Source organism: Pseudomonas sp. S2_F03 (genome assembly GCF_054668335.1).
Map to the genome: position 1 here is coordinate 5,035,110 of NZ_CP162759.1, position 14,739 is coordinate 5,049,848.

The 14,739-nt window shown below is 60.6% G+C and carries 13 protein-coding genes; 4 read left to right on the plus strand and 9 right to left on the minus strand.

The window, feature by feature from the left end:
* Positions 1 to 55: 55 nt before the first annotated feature.
* The 4 genes from ccoP to ccoN are packed head-to-tail and all read right to left on the minus strand — an operon-like array spanning position 56 to position 3,253.
* Positions 56 to 1,009, minus strand: a complete 954-nt coding sequence (gene ccoP, locus AB4N76_RS23515) for a cytochrome-c oxidase, cbb3-type subunit III (RefSeq protein ID WP_109785949.1) — start codon at positions 1,007 to 1,009, stop codon at positions 56 to 58.
* Positions 1,006 to 1,206 (minus strand): cbb3-type cytochrome oxidase subunit 3, encoded by a 201-nt coding sequence (locus AB4N76_RS23520; RefSeq protein ID WP_046027011.1) that lies wholly within the window; start codon positions 1,204 to 1,206, stop codon positions 1,006 to 1,008. The genes ccoP and AB4N76_RS23520 overlap by 4 nt, the downstream gene beginning before the upstream one ends.
* 3 nt (positions 1,207 to 1,209) lie before the next feature.
* Positions 1,210 to 1,818 carry a cytochrome-c oxidase, cbb3-type subunit II gene (gene ccoO / locus AB4N76_RS23525; RefSeq protein ID WP_046027010.1) on the minus strand — a complete coding sequence of 203 codons (609 nt, stop codon included), beginning with the start codon at positions 1,816 to 1,818 and terminating at the stop codon, positions 1,210 to 1,212.
* 10 nt (positions 1,819 to 1,828) lie between these two features.
* Positions 1,829 to 3,253: a cytochrome-c oxidase, cbb3-type subunit I gene (gene ccoN, locus AB4N76_RS23530; RefSeq protein WP_046027009.1), complete on the minus strand. Its 1,425-nt coding sequence runs from the start codon at positions 3,251 to 3,253 to the stop codon at positions 1,829 to 1,831.
* A 97-nt stretch (positions 3,254 to 3,350) separates the two neighbouring features.
* Between ccoN and AB4N76_RS23535 the strand changes: the two genes are divergently transcribed.
* A complete protein-coding gene (locus AB4N76_RS23535) occupies positions 3,351 to 4,028 on the plus strand; it encodes an alpha/beta fold hydrolase (protein WP_046027008.1) in 678 nt (225 codons plus the stop codon).
* Positions 4,029 to 4,232: 204 nt separating this feature from the next.
* Here the strand turns inward: AB4N76_RS23535 and AB4N76_RS23540 are convergent, their stop codons facing one another.
* The 3 genes from AB4N76_RS23540 to acnA all read right to left on the minus strand — a co-directional run bounded on the left by AB4N76_RS23540 (position 4,233) and on the right by acnA (position 9,578).
* Positions 4,233 to 5,798 carry a methyl-accepting chemotaxis protein gene (locus tag AB4N76_RS23540; protein ID WP_046027006.1) on the minus strand — a complete coding sequence of 522 codons (1,566 nt, stop codon included), beginning with the start codon at positions 5,796 to 5,798 and terminating at the stop codon, positions 4,233 to 4,235.
* A gap of 103 nt (positions 5,799 to 5,901) precedes the next feature.
* Positions 5,902 to 6,693 (minus strand): CPBP family intramembrane glutamic endopeptidase, encoded by a 792-nt coding sequence (locus AB4N76_RS23545; protein ID WP_460163581.1) that lies wholly within the window; start codon positions 6,691 to 6,693, stop codon positions 5,902 to 5,904.
* A gap of 143 nt (positions 6,694 to 6,836) precedes the next feature.
* Positions 6,837 to 9,578, minus strand: coding sequence for an aconitate hydratase AcnA (gene acnA, locus AB4N76_RS23550; protein ID WP_460163582.1), 2,742 nt, complete (start codon positions 9,576 to 9,578; stop codon positions 6,837 to 6,839).
* Positions 9,579 to 9,800: 222 nt separating this feature from the next.
* Between acnA and rlmM the strand changes: the two genes are divergently transcribed.
* Together rlmM and tusA are read left to right on the plus strand one after the other, a co-directional pair.
* Positions 9,801 to 10,874, plus strand: a complete 1,074-nt coding sequence (rlmM, locus tag AB4N76_RS23555; protein WP_046027003.1) for a 23S rRNA (cytidine(2498)-2'-O)-methyltransferase RlmM — start codon at positions 9,801 to 9,803, stop codon at positions 10,872 to 10,874.
* A gap of 207 nt (positions 10,875 to 11,081) precedes the next feature.
* Positions 11,082 to 11,333 (plus strand): sulfurtransferase TusA, encoded by a 252-nt coding sequence (gene tusA / locus AB4N76_RS23560; RefSeq protein ID WP_046027146.1) that lies wholly within the window; start codon positions 11,082 to 11,084, stop codon positions 11,331 to 11,333.
* 48 nt (positions 11,334 to 11,381) lie between these two features.
* Here the strand turns inward: tusA and AB4N76_RS23565 are convergent, their stop codons facing one another.
* Positions 11,382 to 12,791 carry an MATE family efflux transporter gene (locus AB4N76_RS23565; RefSeq protein WP_046027002.1) on the minus strand — a complete coding sequence of 470 codons (1,410 nt, stop codon included), beginning with the start codon at positions 12,789 to 12,791 and terminating at the stop codon, positions 11,382 to 11,384.
* A 324-nt stretch (positions 12,792 to 13,115) separates the two neighbouring features.
* Between AB4N76_RS23565 and pdxB the strand changes: the two genes are divergently transcribed.
* Entirely contained in the window at positions 13,116 to 14,258 is a 1,143-nt protein-coding gene (gene pdxB, locus AB4N76_RS23570) for a 4-phosphoerythronate dehydrogenase PdxB (RefSeq protein WP_460163583.1), read from the plus strand.
* A gap of 167 nt (positions 14,259 to 14,425) precedes the next feature.
* On the opposite strand, the gene AB4N76_RS23575 is transcribed toward pdxB, so the two are convergent.
* Positions 14,426 to 14,605, minus strand: a complete 180-nt coding sequence (locus tag AB4N76_RS23575) for a PA1571 family protein (protein WP_046027000.1) — start codon at positions 14,603 to 14,605, stop codon at positions 14,426 to 14,428.
* Between the last annotated feature and the right edge of the window lie 134 nt (positions 14,606 to 14,739).

The following is a 14,739-nucleotide window of genomic DNA, read 5'->3' on the forward strand; positions in this document are numbered from 1 at the left end:
AAAGGGGCAGGGAACTGCCGCATTGCGCAGAATGCGGCAGCAGAGCGGTCCAGATTTATTCGTTCTTGCCTTCAGCCTGCAAACGCTCGGTGTTCAACCCGTGGGACAGGCTGAACACGTAAGCCGCCAGCAATTGCACTTTGTCGTTGCCGAGCAATTCGTTCTGCGCCGGCATATGGCCCTGGCGGCCATGACGAATCGTTTGTTCAAGCTGCGTCAGGCTCGTACCGTAAATGAAACCGGTCGGGTGCGTCAGGTTCGGCGCGCCCATGGCTTGCGTACCCTGGCCGTTTGCCCCGTGACACGCGGTGCAGGTGGTGCTGAACAGTTTCTGTCCGGCTTGCAGGTCGGCGCCGTTGTCGGCAGGCAACGGCAGGCCGGCCAGGTCATGACGCACATACGCGGCGACATTCTTCACACCCGCCTCGCCGAGGATTTCACCCCAGGCAGGCATTGCGGCCATGCGCCCGCCCATGATGGTGGTCTTGATGGTGTCCGCCGCGCCGCCCCAACGCCAGTCGCTGTCGGCCAGGTTCGGGAAGCCGAACGCGCCCTTGGCATCCGAGCCGTGGCAGACCGAGCAGTTGGACGCAAACAGGCGGCCGCCCATTTTCAGCGCTTGCGGGTCCTTGGCCACCTCTTCCACGGGCATGGCGGCGAATTTGGCGAAGATCGGCCCGAACTTCGCGTCGGCCTTGGCCATCTCCTTTTCCCATTCATGCGCGCCGGTCCAGCCGTTTTCATAGCCCGGCAAGATGCCTTTCCAGTTACCCAGGCCCGGATAAAGGATCAGATAACCCACGGCAAACACCAACGTGCCGGCAAACAGCATGAACCACCACTGCGGCAGCGGGTTGTCGTATTCCTCGATGCCGTCGAAGCTGTGGCCCATGGTCTGGTCGACGCTGCCCTTGGTTTCGCCCTTGCGGGTGCCGATCAGCAGCCAGGTCAGGCCGATCAGGCTGCCGATGGTCAGCACGCAGATCCACGTACTCCAGAAGGTGGTCATGGCCGGGTACTCCTTGTTTCAGGTTCTTGGGTGGCGTCATCGGGTTTCGGTTCGTCGGCGAACGGCAGCAGGCGTGCTTCGGCAAATTCCGGATTGCGCTTGCTGTTGAACACCCACAACGTCAGCCCGACGAAAGCCACAAACACCACGACCGTGCCCAGGCCGCGGATCATTCCAGTGCTCATTTCAATGACCATGGCTCACCTCTTGCTCTTGATGGCAGTGCCGAGCACTTGCAGATAGGCGACCAGGGCATCCATTTCGGTCTTGCCCTTGAGTGAGGCGACGGCGCCTGTGATGTCGTCGTCGGTGTACGGCACGCCAAGGGTGCGCATTGCCTTGATCTTGGTTTCGGTGTGGCTGCTGTCGAGTTGATTGGCCACCAGCCACGGGTAGGCGGGCATTTTCGATTCCGGCACCACGTTGCGCGGGTTGTACAAGTGCGCGCGGTGCCAGTCTTCCGAGTAACGTCCGCCGACCCGGGCCAGGTCCGGACCGGTACGTTTCGAGCCCCACAGGAACGGGTGATCCCAGACGCTTTCCCCGGCGACCGAGTAGTGGCCGTAGCGTTCGGTCTCGGCGCGGAACGGGCGGATCATCTGCGAGTGGCAGCCGACGCAGCCTTCACGGATATAGATATCGCGACCTTCCAGTTGCAGGGCGGTGTAGGGCTTCATGCCTTCCACTGGTTTATTGGTCACGTCCTGGAAGAACAGCGGGACGATCTGGGTCAGGCCGCCGATGCTCACTGCCAGTACCATCAGCAACAGCAGCAGGCCGACGTTTTTTTCGATTGTTTCGTGTTTCATGGCGGACTCCTCAAGCCATCTGCGCGGCAGCGGCGACGTCGGCAGGCTGCGAGGCCCGCACGGTGCGCCAAGTGTTGTAAGCCATCAGGAACATGCCGCTGAGGAAGATCGCCCCGCCTACCAGCCGCACGATGAAGCCTGGGTGACTGGCCACCAGCGTTTCGACGAAGGAGTAGGTCAGCGTGCCGTCTTCGTTGACGGCGCGCCACATCAGGCCCTGAGCGATGCCGTTGACCCACATCGAGGCGATGTACAGCACGGTGCCGATGGTAGCGAGCCAGAAGTGCGCGTTGATCAGGCCGATGCTGTGCATCTGCTCGCGGCCGAAGACTTTCGGAATCATGTGGTACAGCGCACCGATGGAAATCATCGCCACCCAGCCCAGAGCGCCAGCGTGAACGTGGCCGATGGTCCAGTCGGTGTAGTGAGACAGTGCGTTGACGGTCTTGATGGCCATCATCGGGCCTTCGAAGGTCGACATGCCGTAGAACGCCAGCGACACCACGAGGAAGCGCAGGATCGGGTCGCTGCGCAACTTATGCCAGGCGCCCGACAGGGTCATCATGCCGTTGATCATCCCGCCCCAGCTTGGTGCCAGCAGAATCAAGGACATCACCATGCCCAGCGACTGTGCCCAGTCCGGCAGCGCGGTGTAGTGCAAGTGGTGCGGGCCGGCCCAGATGTACAGGGTGATCAGCGCCCAGAAGTGCACGATGGAGAGGCGATAGGAATACACCGGACGTTCGGCCTGCTTCGGAACGAAGTAGTACATCATCCCGAGGAAACCGGCGGTGAGGAAAAAGCCCACGGCGTTGTGACCGTACCACCACTGCACCATGGCATCGGTCGCACCGGCGTACACCGAGTAGGACTTGGTGAAGCTGACCGGCAATTCCATGTTGTTGACGAGGTGCAAAATGGCCACGGTGATGATGAACCCACCGAAGAACCAGTTACCGACATAGATGTGCTTGGTCTTGCGCTTGACCAGCGTGCCGAAGAACACGATGGCGTAGGCGACCCAGACGATGGTGATCAGGATGTCGATCGGCCATTCCAGCTCGGCGTATTCCTTGGAACTGGTGTAACCCAGCGGCAGGCTGATCGCCGCCAGCAGGATCACCAGTTGCCAGCCCCAGAAGCAGAACGCGGCAATTTTCGGCGCGAACAGCTGCGTTTGGCAGGTGCGTTGCACCGAATAAAACGAACTGGCGAACAGGGCGCAACCGCCGAAGGCGAAGATCACCGCGTTGGTGTGCAACGGGCGCAACCGGCCGAAACTGGTCCACGGCAGATTGAAGTTGAGTTCGGGCCAGACCAATTGGGCCGCGAGAAAAACCCCGAGCCCCATGCCGACGATGCCCCACACCACCGTCATAATGGCGAATTGGCGGACCACCTTGTAGTTGTAGGCGGTACTGATAGAAGTGTTCATGGTTCCCCATCCACGGTTCAGCCGAAGTGAAGGCGTCTCGCAAGGCAATGACGCTCCCTTCGCCTGGAGTTATAGGCAGACTAAAAGCGAGGCAAGCATGGACAAACAGCACAAGGCCAGTATTGACGGGGATCAATGGGCGCAGTGCACGCGCGATCATGGATGGTTATGGAATGCGGCTGTCACGCCGGCCTCGGCGACGCTGATTCTCGCCCACGGTGCCGGTGCGCCGATGGACAGCGACTGGATGAGCGATATGGCGCAACGCCTTGCTGCACAAGGCGTCAACGTGTTGCGCTTTGAGTTCCCGTACATGGCGCAGCGGCGCACCGACGGCGGTAAACGCCCACCCAATCCGGCGCCGAAACTGCTGGAATGCTGGCGCGAGGTGTATGGCGAAGTGCGACGTCATGTCACTGGGCCGCTGGCCATCGGTGGCAAGTCCATGGGCGGGCGGATGGCCAGTTTGCTGGCGGATGAGTTGGGCGCGGAGGCGCTGGTGTGCCTGGGTTATCCGTTCTATGCGGTGGGTAAGCCCGAGAAACCGCGGGTCGAACATCTGGCCGGGTTGAAGACGCGGACGTTGATTGTGCAGGGCGAGCGGGATGCGCTGGGCAATCGGGAGGCGGTCGAGGGTTACGCGCTATCGCCGAACATCGAGGTGATGTGGCTGGCGGCGGGGGATCATGACTTGAAGCCGTTGAAGGCGTCCGGGTTTACGCATGAGCAGCATTTGGCGGCTGCGGCGGGGAAGGTTGTCGCGTTTCTTCAGTGAGATTGTCGCCAGCCGTTATGGCCTCATCGCGGGCAAGCCCGCTCCCACAGTTTTTCACTGCGTGGCATACATCGCATCCCCGACACAGAACCTGTGGGAGCGGGCTTGCCCGCGATGAGGCCAGTCCTGGATGCACACCTTTCAGAGCGGCCACAAAAAACCCGGAAGCTTTCGCTGTCCGGGTTTTTGGTCTCACCAGTGCAATCAGCGGTTAAACCGCTCCACCAACGAATACTGGGTATTCGCGGTCTTCGTCAGTTCTTCACTCAGCAATGCCGAGTTCTGCGCTTGCTCGGACGTCTGGTCCGCCAATTGCGAGATGTTGCTGATGTTGCGGCTGATTTCTTCGGCCACCGCGCTTTGCTCTTCGGTCGCTGCCGCGATCTGGGTGGTCATGTCGGTGATGTTGGCCACCGCTTCGCTGATGCCCACCAGCGCCTGGTCCGCTTCCAGCACCCGTGCCACGCCTTCTTCAGCCTGACGATGCCCGGCTTCCATGGTCTGCACGGCCGTGCTGGCAGTTTGTTGCAGCTTGGCGATCAGGCTATGGATCTGCCCGGTGGATTCGCTGGTGCGTTGCGCCAGTTGGCGGACTTCGTCAGCCACCACCGCAAAACCACGCCCCATTTCACCGGCGCGGGCCGCTTCAATGGCCGCGTTCAAAGCCAGCAGGTTGGTCTGGTCGGCGATGCCTTTGATCACGTCGACCACGCCGCCGATTTCGTCGCTGTCCTTGGCCAATTGGGTCACGGTCAGGCCGGTTTCGCCGACTACCACCGACAGGCGCTGAATGGCTTCGCGGGTTTCCCCGGCGATGTCGCGGCCGCGACCGGTCAGGCGATTGGCTTCCTGCGTGGCGTCGGCGGTGCGTTGTACATGGCTGGCGACTTCCTGAGTGGTGGCCGCCATCTGGTTGACGGCGGTGGCCACTTGCTCGGTTTCCACGCGCTGGCGTTCCAGGCCGCTGGAGCTGTTGTGCGCCAGGGCGTCGGACTGTTTCGCCTGATCGGTCAGGTGCTCGGCGGTGTCCTGCAGACGGGTCAGGCAGGTTCTCAGGCGAGCTTCCTGGCTGAGGATCGACATTTCCAGTCGCGCTTGAGCGCCACGGCTGTCGGTGTACATCTGCGCGATCAGCGGGTCGGACGTGGTCTGTTCGGCCAGGCGCAGCAGGCGCTTGAGGCCGCGCTGTTGCCAGCTCAACCCCATCAGGCCCAGCGGCACCGACAGGCCGGCGGCCAGGGCAAAACCCCATTGCGACGTCAACGTGGCCCCGATCATGAAGCTTAGCTGGCTGACCAGAATGAACGGCAGCCAGTCCTGAAGCACCGGCAGCCATTTATCAGTGGAGGGGATGGCCGACTTGCCTTGGTTGATGCGTTGGTAGAGTGCTTCGGCACGCTGGATCTGTTCGGCAGTGGGCTTGATCCGCACCGACTCGTAACCGATCACCTGTTTGCCTTCGAAAATCGGTGTCACGTAGGCGTTAACCCAATAGTGATCACCGCTTTTGCAGCGATTCTTGACGATGCCCATCCATGGCAAGCCTTGTTTGAGTGTGTCCCACATGTGCGCGAATACCGCGGCCGGAACGTCGGGGTGACGGACCAGGTTGTGCGGTGCGCGGACCAGTTCCTCACGAGAAAACCCGCTGATCTCCACGAACGCGTCGTTGCAGTAGGTGATCACGCCCTTGGCATCGGTGGTGGAAATCAACCGTTGCTGGGCCGGGAAGGTCCGTTCGCGTTGTGTAATGGGCTGGTTGTTACGCATGGCTTTCTCAATCTGCAAGGCTTTGAAAGGTTGTCGGCGGTGGCAGGCATTAGTTGAAATTATTTTTTAATAATCAGCAGTGCGTCGCAAAACGAGAATTGCCTCAGCCCGCGAGCATGGGATAAGTGAAGAACGCGAAGTGCAGCAGGTTCAGGCCGAAATGGGTGGCGATGGCTGCACCCAGGCCGCCGAAGCGATAGGCCAGGCCGTACCCGACACCGGCGAGACTGGCCAGCAGCCCCCATTGCCAGCCCGCCCCCAGATGCACGAGGCCAAACAGCAATGAGGTCATTAACAAGGCGAGGTTTTCGCCATGGGGCAGGTGCTGGAAGCGACGACTCAGGCCACCCTGCAGATACCCGCGAAACAGGGCTTCCTCCACGAGGGTGACCAGCAGCAGATTATTCAGCAGCCACAGCCAGGCGTGATCCGGCCACTTCGGCGCCCAACTGATCATGCCCAACAGCAACGCGCCACCCAAGGCCAGCGCGGCACTGAGCGTCAGGGCGAGGGCAGTGGCGTAGATTCCAAGTCGTAAAGAATGCCGGCCGACAATCCACGGACAAGCCAATAGCAGCCAGAAGCCGATCAGGGGTTTGTCCTGATTCAAATACATTGAAAAAGGCACGGCATCGTCGGTGAGGCGTTGAGGGGCAATGCCGCGACCGTTATAGAAACCGGGAAGCCAGTGCAATGCCAGCGCCAGGGCCAGGATCACGAACAGACCGTGACCGAGGTAGTGCGCGATGAGGAGTTTTTGTTGGCGGACGGCAACACCGGCCACTAGCAGCAACGCCACCGAAACAACGGCCATCCAGCCAAGTTGGCCGTAGGTCAAAGCGAGGGTGTAGCCGAGGGAGAGCAGGGCCAGGTAGCTCCATGGCAGGGCGAGCATATGAAGTCCTTGTGTACAAATTTTGCGGAACGCCTCGGGCCTCAGTGGTTTTGTGCCGAGCCTACAAAAGCGGGGGGATTATAGGGGCGCGCGCGACACAAACAAAAACACCGCCCGAAGGCGGTGTCTGTGTCAGCAAGCGCTTAAGAGGCAATCAGTTGCCGCAACACGTAATGCAAGATCCCCCCGGACTTGAAGTACTCGACTTCATTGAGTGTGTCGATCCGGCACAGCACTTCGATCTTTTCCTTGCTGCCATCTTCGCGGGTGATGACCAGTGTCAGGTTCATCCGCGGCGTCAGCTCTACGCCAGTCAATCCGAGGATATCCAGCGTCTCTTTACCACTCAGTTTCAGGATCTTGCGGTTCTGATCGAGTTTGAACTGCAACGGCAACACACCCATGCCGACGAGGTTGGAGCGGTGAATCCGTTCGAAGCTTTCGGCGATGACCGCTTTTACGCCCAGCAGGTTGGTGCCCTTGGCTGCCCAGTCGCGGCTTGAGCCGGTTCCGTATTCCTGGCCGGCAATCACCACCAGCGGTGTGCCCGACGCTTGATAACGCATGGCCGCGTCGTAGATCGGCATTTTCTCCATGGTGGGGATATAGAAGGTATTGCCGCCTTCTTCGCCGCCGAGCATTTCGTTGCGGATACGAATGTTGGCAAAGGTGCCGCGCATCATCACTTCGTGGTTGCCACGGCGGGAGCCGTAGGAGTTGAAGTCGCGCGGCTCCACGCCTTTGTTGCGCAAGTACTGTCCGGCCGGGCTGTCGGCCTTGATATTGCCGGCCGGGGAGATGTGGTCGGTTGTCACGGAGTCACCCAGCAGGGCAAGGATTCTGGCTTCGGCGACGTCCTTGACCACGGGTGGCGGTCCGCCGATGCCATCGAAAAACGGCGGATGCTGAATGTAAGTCGAGTCATCCTGCCAGACATAGGTCGCTGCTTGCGGGACCTGGATGGCCTGCCATTGTTCGTCGCCGGCAAATACTTGGGCGTATTCCTTGTGGAACATGGCGGTGTTGACCTGATTCACCGAGTCGGCGATCTCTTTGCTGCTCGGCCAGATGTCGCGCAAGTACACCGGGTTGCCCTCCTTGTCGTTGCCCAGCGGTTCGCTGCTGATGTCGATGCGCACGGTACCGGCCAGCGCATACGCCACGACCAGCGGCGGGGAGGCCAGCCAGTTGGTTTTCACCAGTGGATGCACACGTCCCTCAAAGTTGCGGTTGCCCGACAAAACCGAGGCAACGGTCAGGTCAGCGGCCTGGATGGCTTTTTCGATGGGCTCCGACAGCGGGCCGGAATTGCCGATGCAGGTGGTGCAGCCGTACCCGACAAGGGCAAAACCCAACTCATCGAGATAGCGTGTCAGGCCCGCTGCCTTGTAGTAGTCAGTGACCACTTTGGAGCCCGGCGCCAGTGAGCTCTTGACCCACGGTTTACGCATGAGACCTTTTTCAATGGCCTTTTTCGCCACCAGACCCGCCGCCATCATCACGCTCGGGTTGGAGGTGTTGGTGCAGGAGGTGATCGCGGCAATCACCACCGCGCCGTTTTTCAATCGATAGGTCTGACCGCCGTGTTCGTAGTCGGCTTCACCGGCCAGATCGGCATTGCCCACTGCGACACCGCCGCCGCCTTCACTTTCCAGGCGACCTACTTCCTTGCTGGTGGGTTTGAATTGCAGGTCGATGAAGTCGGTGAACGCCTGCGCGACATTGGGCAATGAAACGCGATCCTGTGGACGTTTTGGCCCGGCGAGGCAGGCTTCGACATTGGCCATGTCCAGCGCCAGGCTGCCGGTGAGCACTGGTTCCTTGCCCGGCAAGCGCCACAGGCCTTGAGCCTTGCTATACGCCTCGACCAGTTTCACCGTTTCCGGCGGCCGGCCGGACAAACGCAAATACTCCAGCGTCACATCGTCTACCGGAAAGAAGCCACAGGTGGCGCCGTATTCCGGGGCCATGTTGGCGATGGTCGCGCGATCGGCCAGCGGCAGGTCGGCGAGGCCGTCACCGTAGAACTCGACGAATTTGCCGACCACACCTTTCTTGCGCAGCATCTGGGTGACGGTCAGCACCAGGTCGGTGGCGGTGATGCCTTCCTTGAGTTTGCCTGTGAGCTTGAAGCCGATCACTTCGGGGATCAGCATCGACACGGGTTGGCCGAGCATCGCTGCTTCCGCTTCGATTCCACCGACGCCCCAGCCGAGGACGCCAAGGCCGTTGATCATGGTGGTGTGGGAGTCGGTGCCGACCAGCGTGTCGGGGAAGGCATAGGTGCGGCCGTCCTCGTCCTTGGTCCAGACCGTGCGGCCCAGGTATTCCAGATTGACCTGATGGCAGATCCCGGTGCCCGGTGGCACTACGCTGAAGTTGTCGAATGCGCTCTGGCCCCAGCGCAGGAATGCGTAACGCTCACCATTACGCTGCATTTCAATGTCGACGTTTTGTTCGAAGGCGCTGGAACTGCCAAATTTGTCGACCATCACCGAGTGGTCGATCACCAGGTCCACCGGCGACAGCGGATTGATGCGCTGCGGATCGCCGCCGGCCTTGGCCATGGCGGCGCGCATGGCTGCCAGGTCGACCACGGCGGGAACGCCGGTAAAGTCCTGCATTAGTACGCGGGCGGGGCGGTACTGGATTTCGCGGTCGGAGCTACGCTCCTTGAGCCACGCGGCAATCGCCTTGAGGTCGGCACCGGTGACGGTTTTTTCATCTTCCCAGCGCAGCAGGTTTTCCAGCAGTACTTTCAACGACATGGGCAATGTGTCGAGATCACCGAGGCTCTTGGCGGCCTCGGGCAGACTGAAATAGTGGTAGGTCTTGTCGTCGACTTGCAGGGTTTTAAGGGTTTTCAGGCTATCGAGAGAGGGCATTACGATCACTCCTTTAAGTCCTCACGGCTACGGACTGAGGGGATGGGCAGAGCATTAAACCTAGCCCTGTTTTAAGTAGCTGGCTAATAACTGGACTCTATGGCCAAGTCCAAGGTTCCGAACTCGGCTATCATGCGCCGGTTTTCGTGACAGGCTTTGCTTCAACGCAAGTCTGGGCATCGCGCAGTGGTTGAATGTCTCGCCATCTGCCCAGGAGTAAAAATGAACACCCTCTTTATGCATTGCCGGCCGGGCTTCGAAGGCGAAGTCTGTTCTGAGATTTCTGAACACGCGGCGCGTCTGAACGTGGCCGGTTATGCCAAGGCCAAAACCGCCAGCGCCTGCGCCGAGTTCATCTGCACCGAAGAAGACGGCGCCGAGCGCTTGATGCGTGGCCAGCGTTTCGCCGAGCTGATCTTCCCGCGCCAATGGGCTCGCGGAATTTTCATCGACCTGCCGGAAACCGACCGCATCAGCGTAATCCTCGCGCACATGGCGGACTTTCCGCTGTGCGGCAGCCTGTGGCTGGAAATGGTCGACACCAACGATGGCAAGGAGCTGTCGAACTTCTGCAAGAAATTCGAAGGTCACCTGCGCAAGGCGCTGATGGCTGCCGGCAAGCTGGTGGAAGATGCGCATAAGCCGCGTCTGCTGCTGACGTTCAAGAGCGGCCGTGAAGTGTTCATGGGCCTGGCCGAGTCAAACAACTCGGCGATGTGGCCGATGGGCATTCCGCGCCTGAAATTTCCGCGTGAGGCCCCGAGCCGTTCGACGCTGAAGCTGGAAGAGGCCTGGCATCACTTCATCCCACGCGATCAGTGGGATGAGCGTCTGCACAGTGACATGACCGGCGTTGACCTTGGCGCTGCCCCCGGCGGCTGGACCTGGCAACTGGTCAATCGCGGCATGCTGGTGACCGCTATCGACAACGGCCCGATGGCCGAAAGCTTGATGGACACCGGGCTGGTGCAACACTTGATGGCCGACGGTTTTACTTTCAAGCCCCGCCAGCCGGTGGACTGGATGGTCTGTGACATCGTCGAGAAGCCGGCGCGTAACGCTGCGATGCTGGAGGAGTGGATTGGCGAGGGGCATTGCCGGGAAGCGGTGGTCAACCTCAAACTGCCAATGAAACAGCGTTACGCTGAAGTTAAGCGTTTGCTGGAACGCATCGCCGACGGCTTCAAGGAGCGCGGTATCCGGGTCGAGATCGGCTGCAAACAGCTGTACCACGATCGCGAAGAAGTGACCTGCCATTTGCGTCGGCTGGATGTGAAGAAACCCAAGTCCCGCTGATTCTCACGGACCCCTGTGGGAAAGAGCTTTGTGGGAGCCGGGCTTGCCCGCGATGCAGGCGACTCGGTTTGACGTCGAACCCGGTTGATGCCATCGCGGGCAAGCCCAGCTCCCACAACAGCTGACCCCCACAGGGGCGGCGGTATGCCACAGATGACCGAACACCCGGCAATGCGCGACAATGCCGGCCAGTTTCAGGAGTTAATCATGAGTGAAATGTTTGATACGCCGGTCGACGGCACGCTCGACGCCACCGGCCTCAATTGCCCGGAGCCAGTGATGATGTTGCACCAGCACATCCGTGACCTGGTGCCTGGCGGTCTGCTCAAGGTGATCGCCACCGACCCGTCGACCCGTCGCGACATTCCCAAGTTCTGTGTGTTTCTCGACCACGAGTTGGTGGGGCAGCACGAAGAGGCTGGCACCTACCTCTACTGGATTCGCAAGAAGCTCGATTAACGGGCACAAAAAAAGGGCCTGCAAACGCAGGCCCTTTTTTGTATTCGCTCATCCCGCCGAATGGCTGATGCGAATCCGCTTGCGTGCACTGCGCGCCAGGCGGATCGACAGCATCACGGCTGCGCAACTCAAGCCCACGATCAAACCTTGCCACAGGCCGCTCGGGCCGCTCGGCGCGCCGAACCAATCGGTCAGGCCCAGCGCGTAACCCACCGGCAAACCAATCCCCCAGTAAGCGAACAGGGTCAGGATCATTGTCACGCGCGTGTCCTGATAACCGCGCAAAGCGCCGGCCGCTGTCACCTGGATCGCATCGGAAAACTGGAACAACGCCGAGTACACGATCAGCATGGCAGCCACGCGAATCACCGTCGGGTCAGCGGTGTAGATCGCTGCAATGTGCTCGCGCAGCAACAACATCATGCTTGCGGAAAGGCAGGCATACGCCAGCGCCGTGCCCATGCCGACACCGGCGGCGAAACGTGCCTCGCGTGGCTCCTGGCGACCGAGGGCCTGGCCGACCCGGACCGTCACGGCCATGCCGAGGGAATAAGGGATCATGAACACCAGCGAGCTGAAGTTCAGGGCGATCTGGTGCCCGGCCACCACGGTGGCGCCGAGGCTGCCGATCAGCAGCGCAATCACCGCAAAAATGCTCGACTCGGCGAACACTGCGATGCCGATCGGCAGGCCGATGCCCAGCAAGCGTTTGATCACCGACCATTGTGGCCAGTCGAAACGACTGAACAACTGGCTCGACTGATAAGCCGGCGCCCAGCGCTCCCAGCCGGCCATGCCCAGCGCCATCACCCACATCACAATCGCGGTGGCCCACCCGCAGCCGACACCGCCCATGGCCGGCACACCGAAGTGGCCGTAGATGAAGACGTAATTCAGCGGGATATTCAGCGCCAGCCCGCACAGGCCAAGCACCATCGCCGGGCGCGTGCGGCCCAGGCCATCACTGAAACAGCGCAATACATGATAGAAGGCGACGGCGGGCAAACCGCTGGCGATGCCGTGCAAGTACTGCATGCAGGGGCCGATCAATTCGGGATCGACGTTCATGATGTGCAGGATCGGCTCGGCGCTGAACAGGATGCCGGTCGCCATCAAACCGACCACCAAGGCCAGCCAAAGGGCCTGACGCACAATCGGGCCGATCTCGCTGTGGGTGCCGGCGCCAAAACGCTGGGCGACTTTGGGTGTGGTTGCCAGCAGGGTGCCGGTCATCAGCAGAAACACCGGGACCCAGATCGAGTTACCCAGCGCTACGGCCGCCAGATCGCGAGGCCCGACCCGGCCTGCCATCACCGCATCGACAAAGCCCATGGCAGTGGTCGCCAGTTGCGCGATCATGATCGGCAGCGCCAGCGTGAGCAGGTTTTTCAGCTCCAGGCGAACCCGGGCCGGGCGGGTGAGGGAGAGTGTGGCGGGGTGGTCAGTCACGGAATTCAAGGGCGAAACGTCCAAAGGTTTTAATGCGCAAGGCGACGCATTCTACGCCCTGACGCAGTGGTCAGGAAAAGTCCTGTGTTAGGGATTTGTAATCATATTCCGGACGTTGCGACATGCCCTGTAGCAGCTGGCGAAGCCTGCGTCCGGCTGCGAAGCAGTCGTAAAGTCAGACGATGCGGTGTTTCAGTAAGACCGCAAACTCAGGTTTTACGACTGCAGCGCAGCCGGACGCAGGCTTCGCCAGCTGCTACAAGGATGCGCAATGCCTGCTGGCTCAGTACAGGCATCTGCGCCTACACTGCCGATCCGCCAAAGGAGCCTGCCATGCTGATTGTTGCCGACGAAAATATCCCGCTGCTCGATGCCTTCTTCTCAGGTTTCGGTGAAATCCGCCGGGTACCGGGACGGTCCATCGACCGCGCCACCGTCGAACAAGCCGATGTGTTGCTGGTGCGCTCAGTGACCAACGTCAATCGTGCCTTGCTCGAAGGCAGCAACGTGCGTTTTGTCGGTACGTGCACCATCGGCACCGATCACCTGGACCTGGATTACTTTCAGCGCGCCGGCATCACCTGGTCCAGCGCGCCCGGCTGCAACGCCCGGGGCGTCGTCGACTATGTGCTGGGCAGCCTGTTGACCCTGGCTGAAATCGAAGGGGTCGACCTGACCCCGCGCACCTATGGCGTGGTCGGTGCCGGCGAAGTGGGTGGGCGACTGGTCAAGGTCCTGAAAGGCCTGGGCTGGAAAGTGCTGGTGTGCGATCCGCCCCGGCAAGCGGCTGAAGGCGGCGACTTCGTCAGCCTCGAACAGATCATCGAGCAGTGCGATGTCATTAGTCTGCACACCCCCTTGAAGAAAAGCGGCGCGCAATCGACCTGGCATCTGTTCGATCAAAACCGTTTGAACCAGCTCAAGCCTGGCACCTGGCTGATCAACGCCAGTCGTGGCCCGGTGGTCGACAACGCCGCCCTGCGCCAGGTGTTGCTGGAGCGCGAAGACCTGCAAGCCGTGCTCGACGTTTGGGAAGGCGAGCCTGAAGTCGATGTAGCGCTGGCTGAGCTGTGTGTACTGGCAACACCGCACATTGCCGGATACAGCATTGATGGCAAACAGCGTGGGACGGCGCAGATTTATCAAGCGTATTGCGAGTTTCTCGGGCAACCGGCGCCCATCAGCCTGAATGATTTGCTGCCGGCGCCGTGGTTGTCGCAAGTGACCTTGAATGCGCAAACAGACCCGGCGTGGGCGTTGGCCATGTTGTGCCGTGGCGTGTACGACCCGCGCCGTGACGATGCGGACTTTCGGCGCAGCCTGGTCGGTAATGTGAGCGAACAGCGCGCAGCGTTTGATGCGCTGCGCAAACACTATCCGTCGCGTCGGGAGATTGATGGGTTGCAGGTGCGGATTGAGGGCGAGTCAGCTCAATTGCACAAGATCGTGGCGGCGTTGGGTGCTGTGACAGTCTAGGGACCGAGTCGGCCCTATCGCGGGCAAGCCACGCTCCCACAGATCTTGAGTCATCCACCCAACCTGTGGGAGCGTGGCTTGCCCGCGATAGGGTGCGCAGCACCCTCAAAAATCACCCATAAAAAAACCCGGCCCTTCAGGGCCGGGTCAAGAAGACGGTGGCTATATCACTTTTGTTTGGCAGGCTTGACCAATCGCTTTTCCAGTTCGCTGCACGCTTGCTGGATCATGTCTTCAGTGATCGGTACTTCGCGGCCCTGTTCATCGATAATCGAGCAACCCAGAGACTGGTCTGGCTGCGTGCGGATCACTTGAATCTTGTCATCGCTGCTGTGTTGCAAGGACATGGCCTGTCTCCTCATCAGGTTGTGTGCTTACTCTAAAACCCTCAGGTGACCGGGCTATGACAACTCCCTGCGATCTTTCCCGACGGAAACATCAGTCCACCAGAAATTTAAAAACGTTGCTACCCGGACTTTAG

Coding starts and splice junctions, on each gene's coding strand:
- ccoP (WP_109785949.1), bottom strand. CDS start 1,009: ATGACCACCTTCTGGAGTACGTGGATCTGCGTGCTGACCATCGGCAGC.
- AB4N76_RS23520 (WP_046027011.1), bottom strand. CDS start 1,206: ATGGTCATTGAAATGAGCACTGGAATGATCCGCGGCCTGGGCACGGTC.
- ccoO (WP_046027010.1), bottom strand. CDS start 1,818: ATGAAACACGAAACAATCGAAAAAAACGTCGGCCTGCTGCTGTTGCTG.
- ccoN (WP_046027009.1), bottom strand. CDS start 3,253: ATGAACACTTCTATCAGTACCGCCTACAACTACAAGGTGGTCCGCCAA.
- AB4N76_RS23535 (WP_046027008.1), top strand. CDS start 3,351: ATGGACAAACAGCACAAGGCCAGTATTGACGGGGATCAATGGGCGCAG.
- AB4N76_RS23540 (WP_046027006.1), bottom strand. CDS start 5,798: ATGCGTAACAACCAGCCCATTACACAACGCGAACGGACCTTCCCGGCC.
- AB4N76_RS23545 (WP_460163581.1), bottom strand. CDS start 6,693: ATGCTCGCCCTGCCATGGAGCTACCTGGCCCTGCTCTCCCTCGGCTAC.
- acnA (WP_460163582.1), bottom strand. CDS start 9,578: ATGCCCTCTCTCGATAGCCTGAAAACCCTTAAAACCCTGCAAGTCGAC.
- rlmM (WP_046027003.1), top strand. CDS start 9,801: ATGAACACCCTCTTTATGCATTGCCGGCCGGGCTTCGAAGGCGAAGTC.
- tusA (WP_046027146.1), top strand. CDS start 11,082: ATGAGTGAAATGTTTGATACGCCGGTCGACGGCACGCTCGACGCCACC.
- pdxB (WP_460163583.1), top strand. CDS start 13,116: ATGCTGATTGTTGCCGACGAAAATATCCCGCTGCTCGATGCCTTCTTC.
- AB4N76_RS23575 (WP_046027000.1), bottom strand. CDS start 14,605: ATGTCCTTGCAACACAGCAGCGATGACAAGATTCAAGTGATCCGCACG.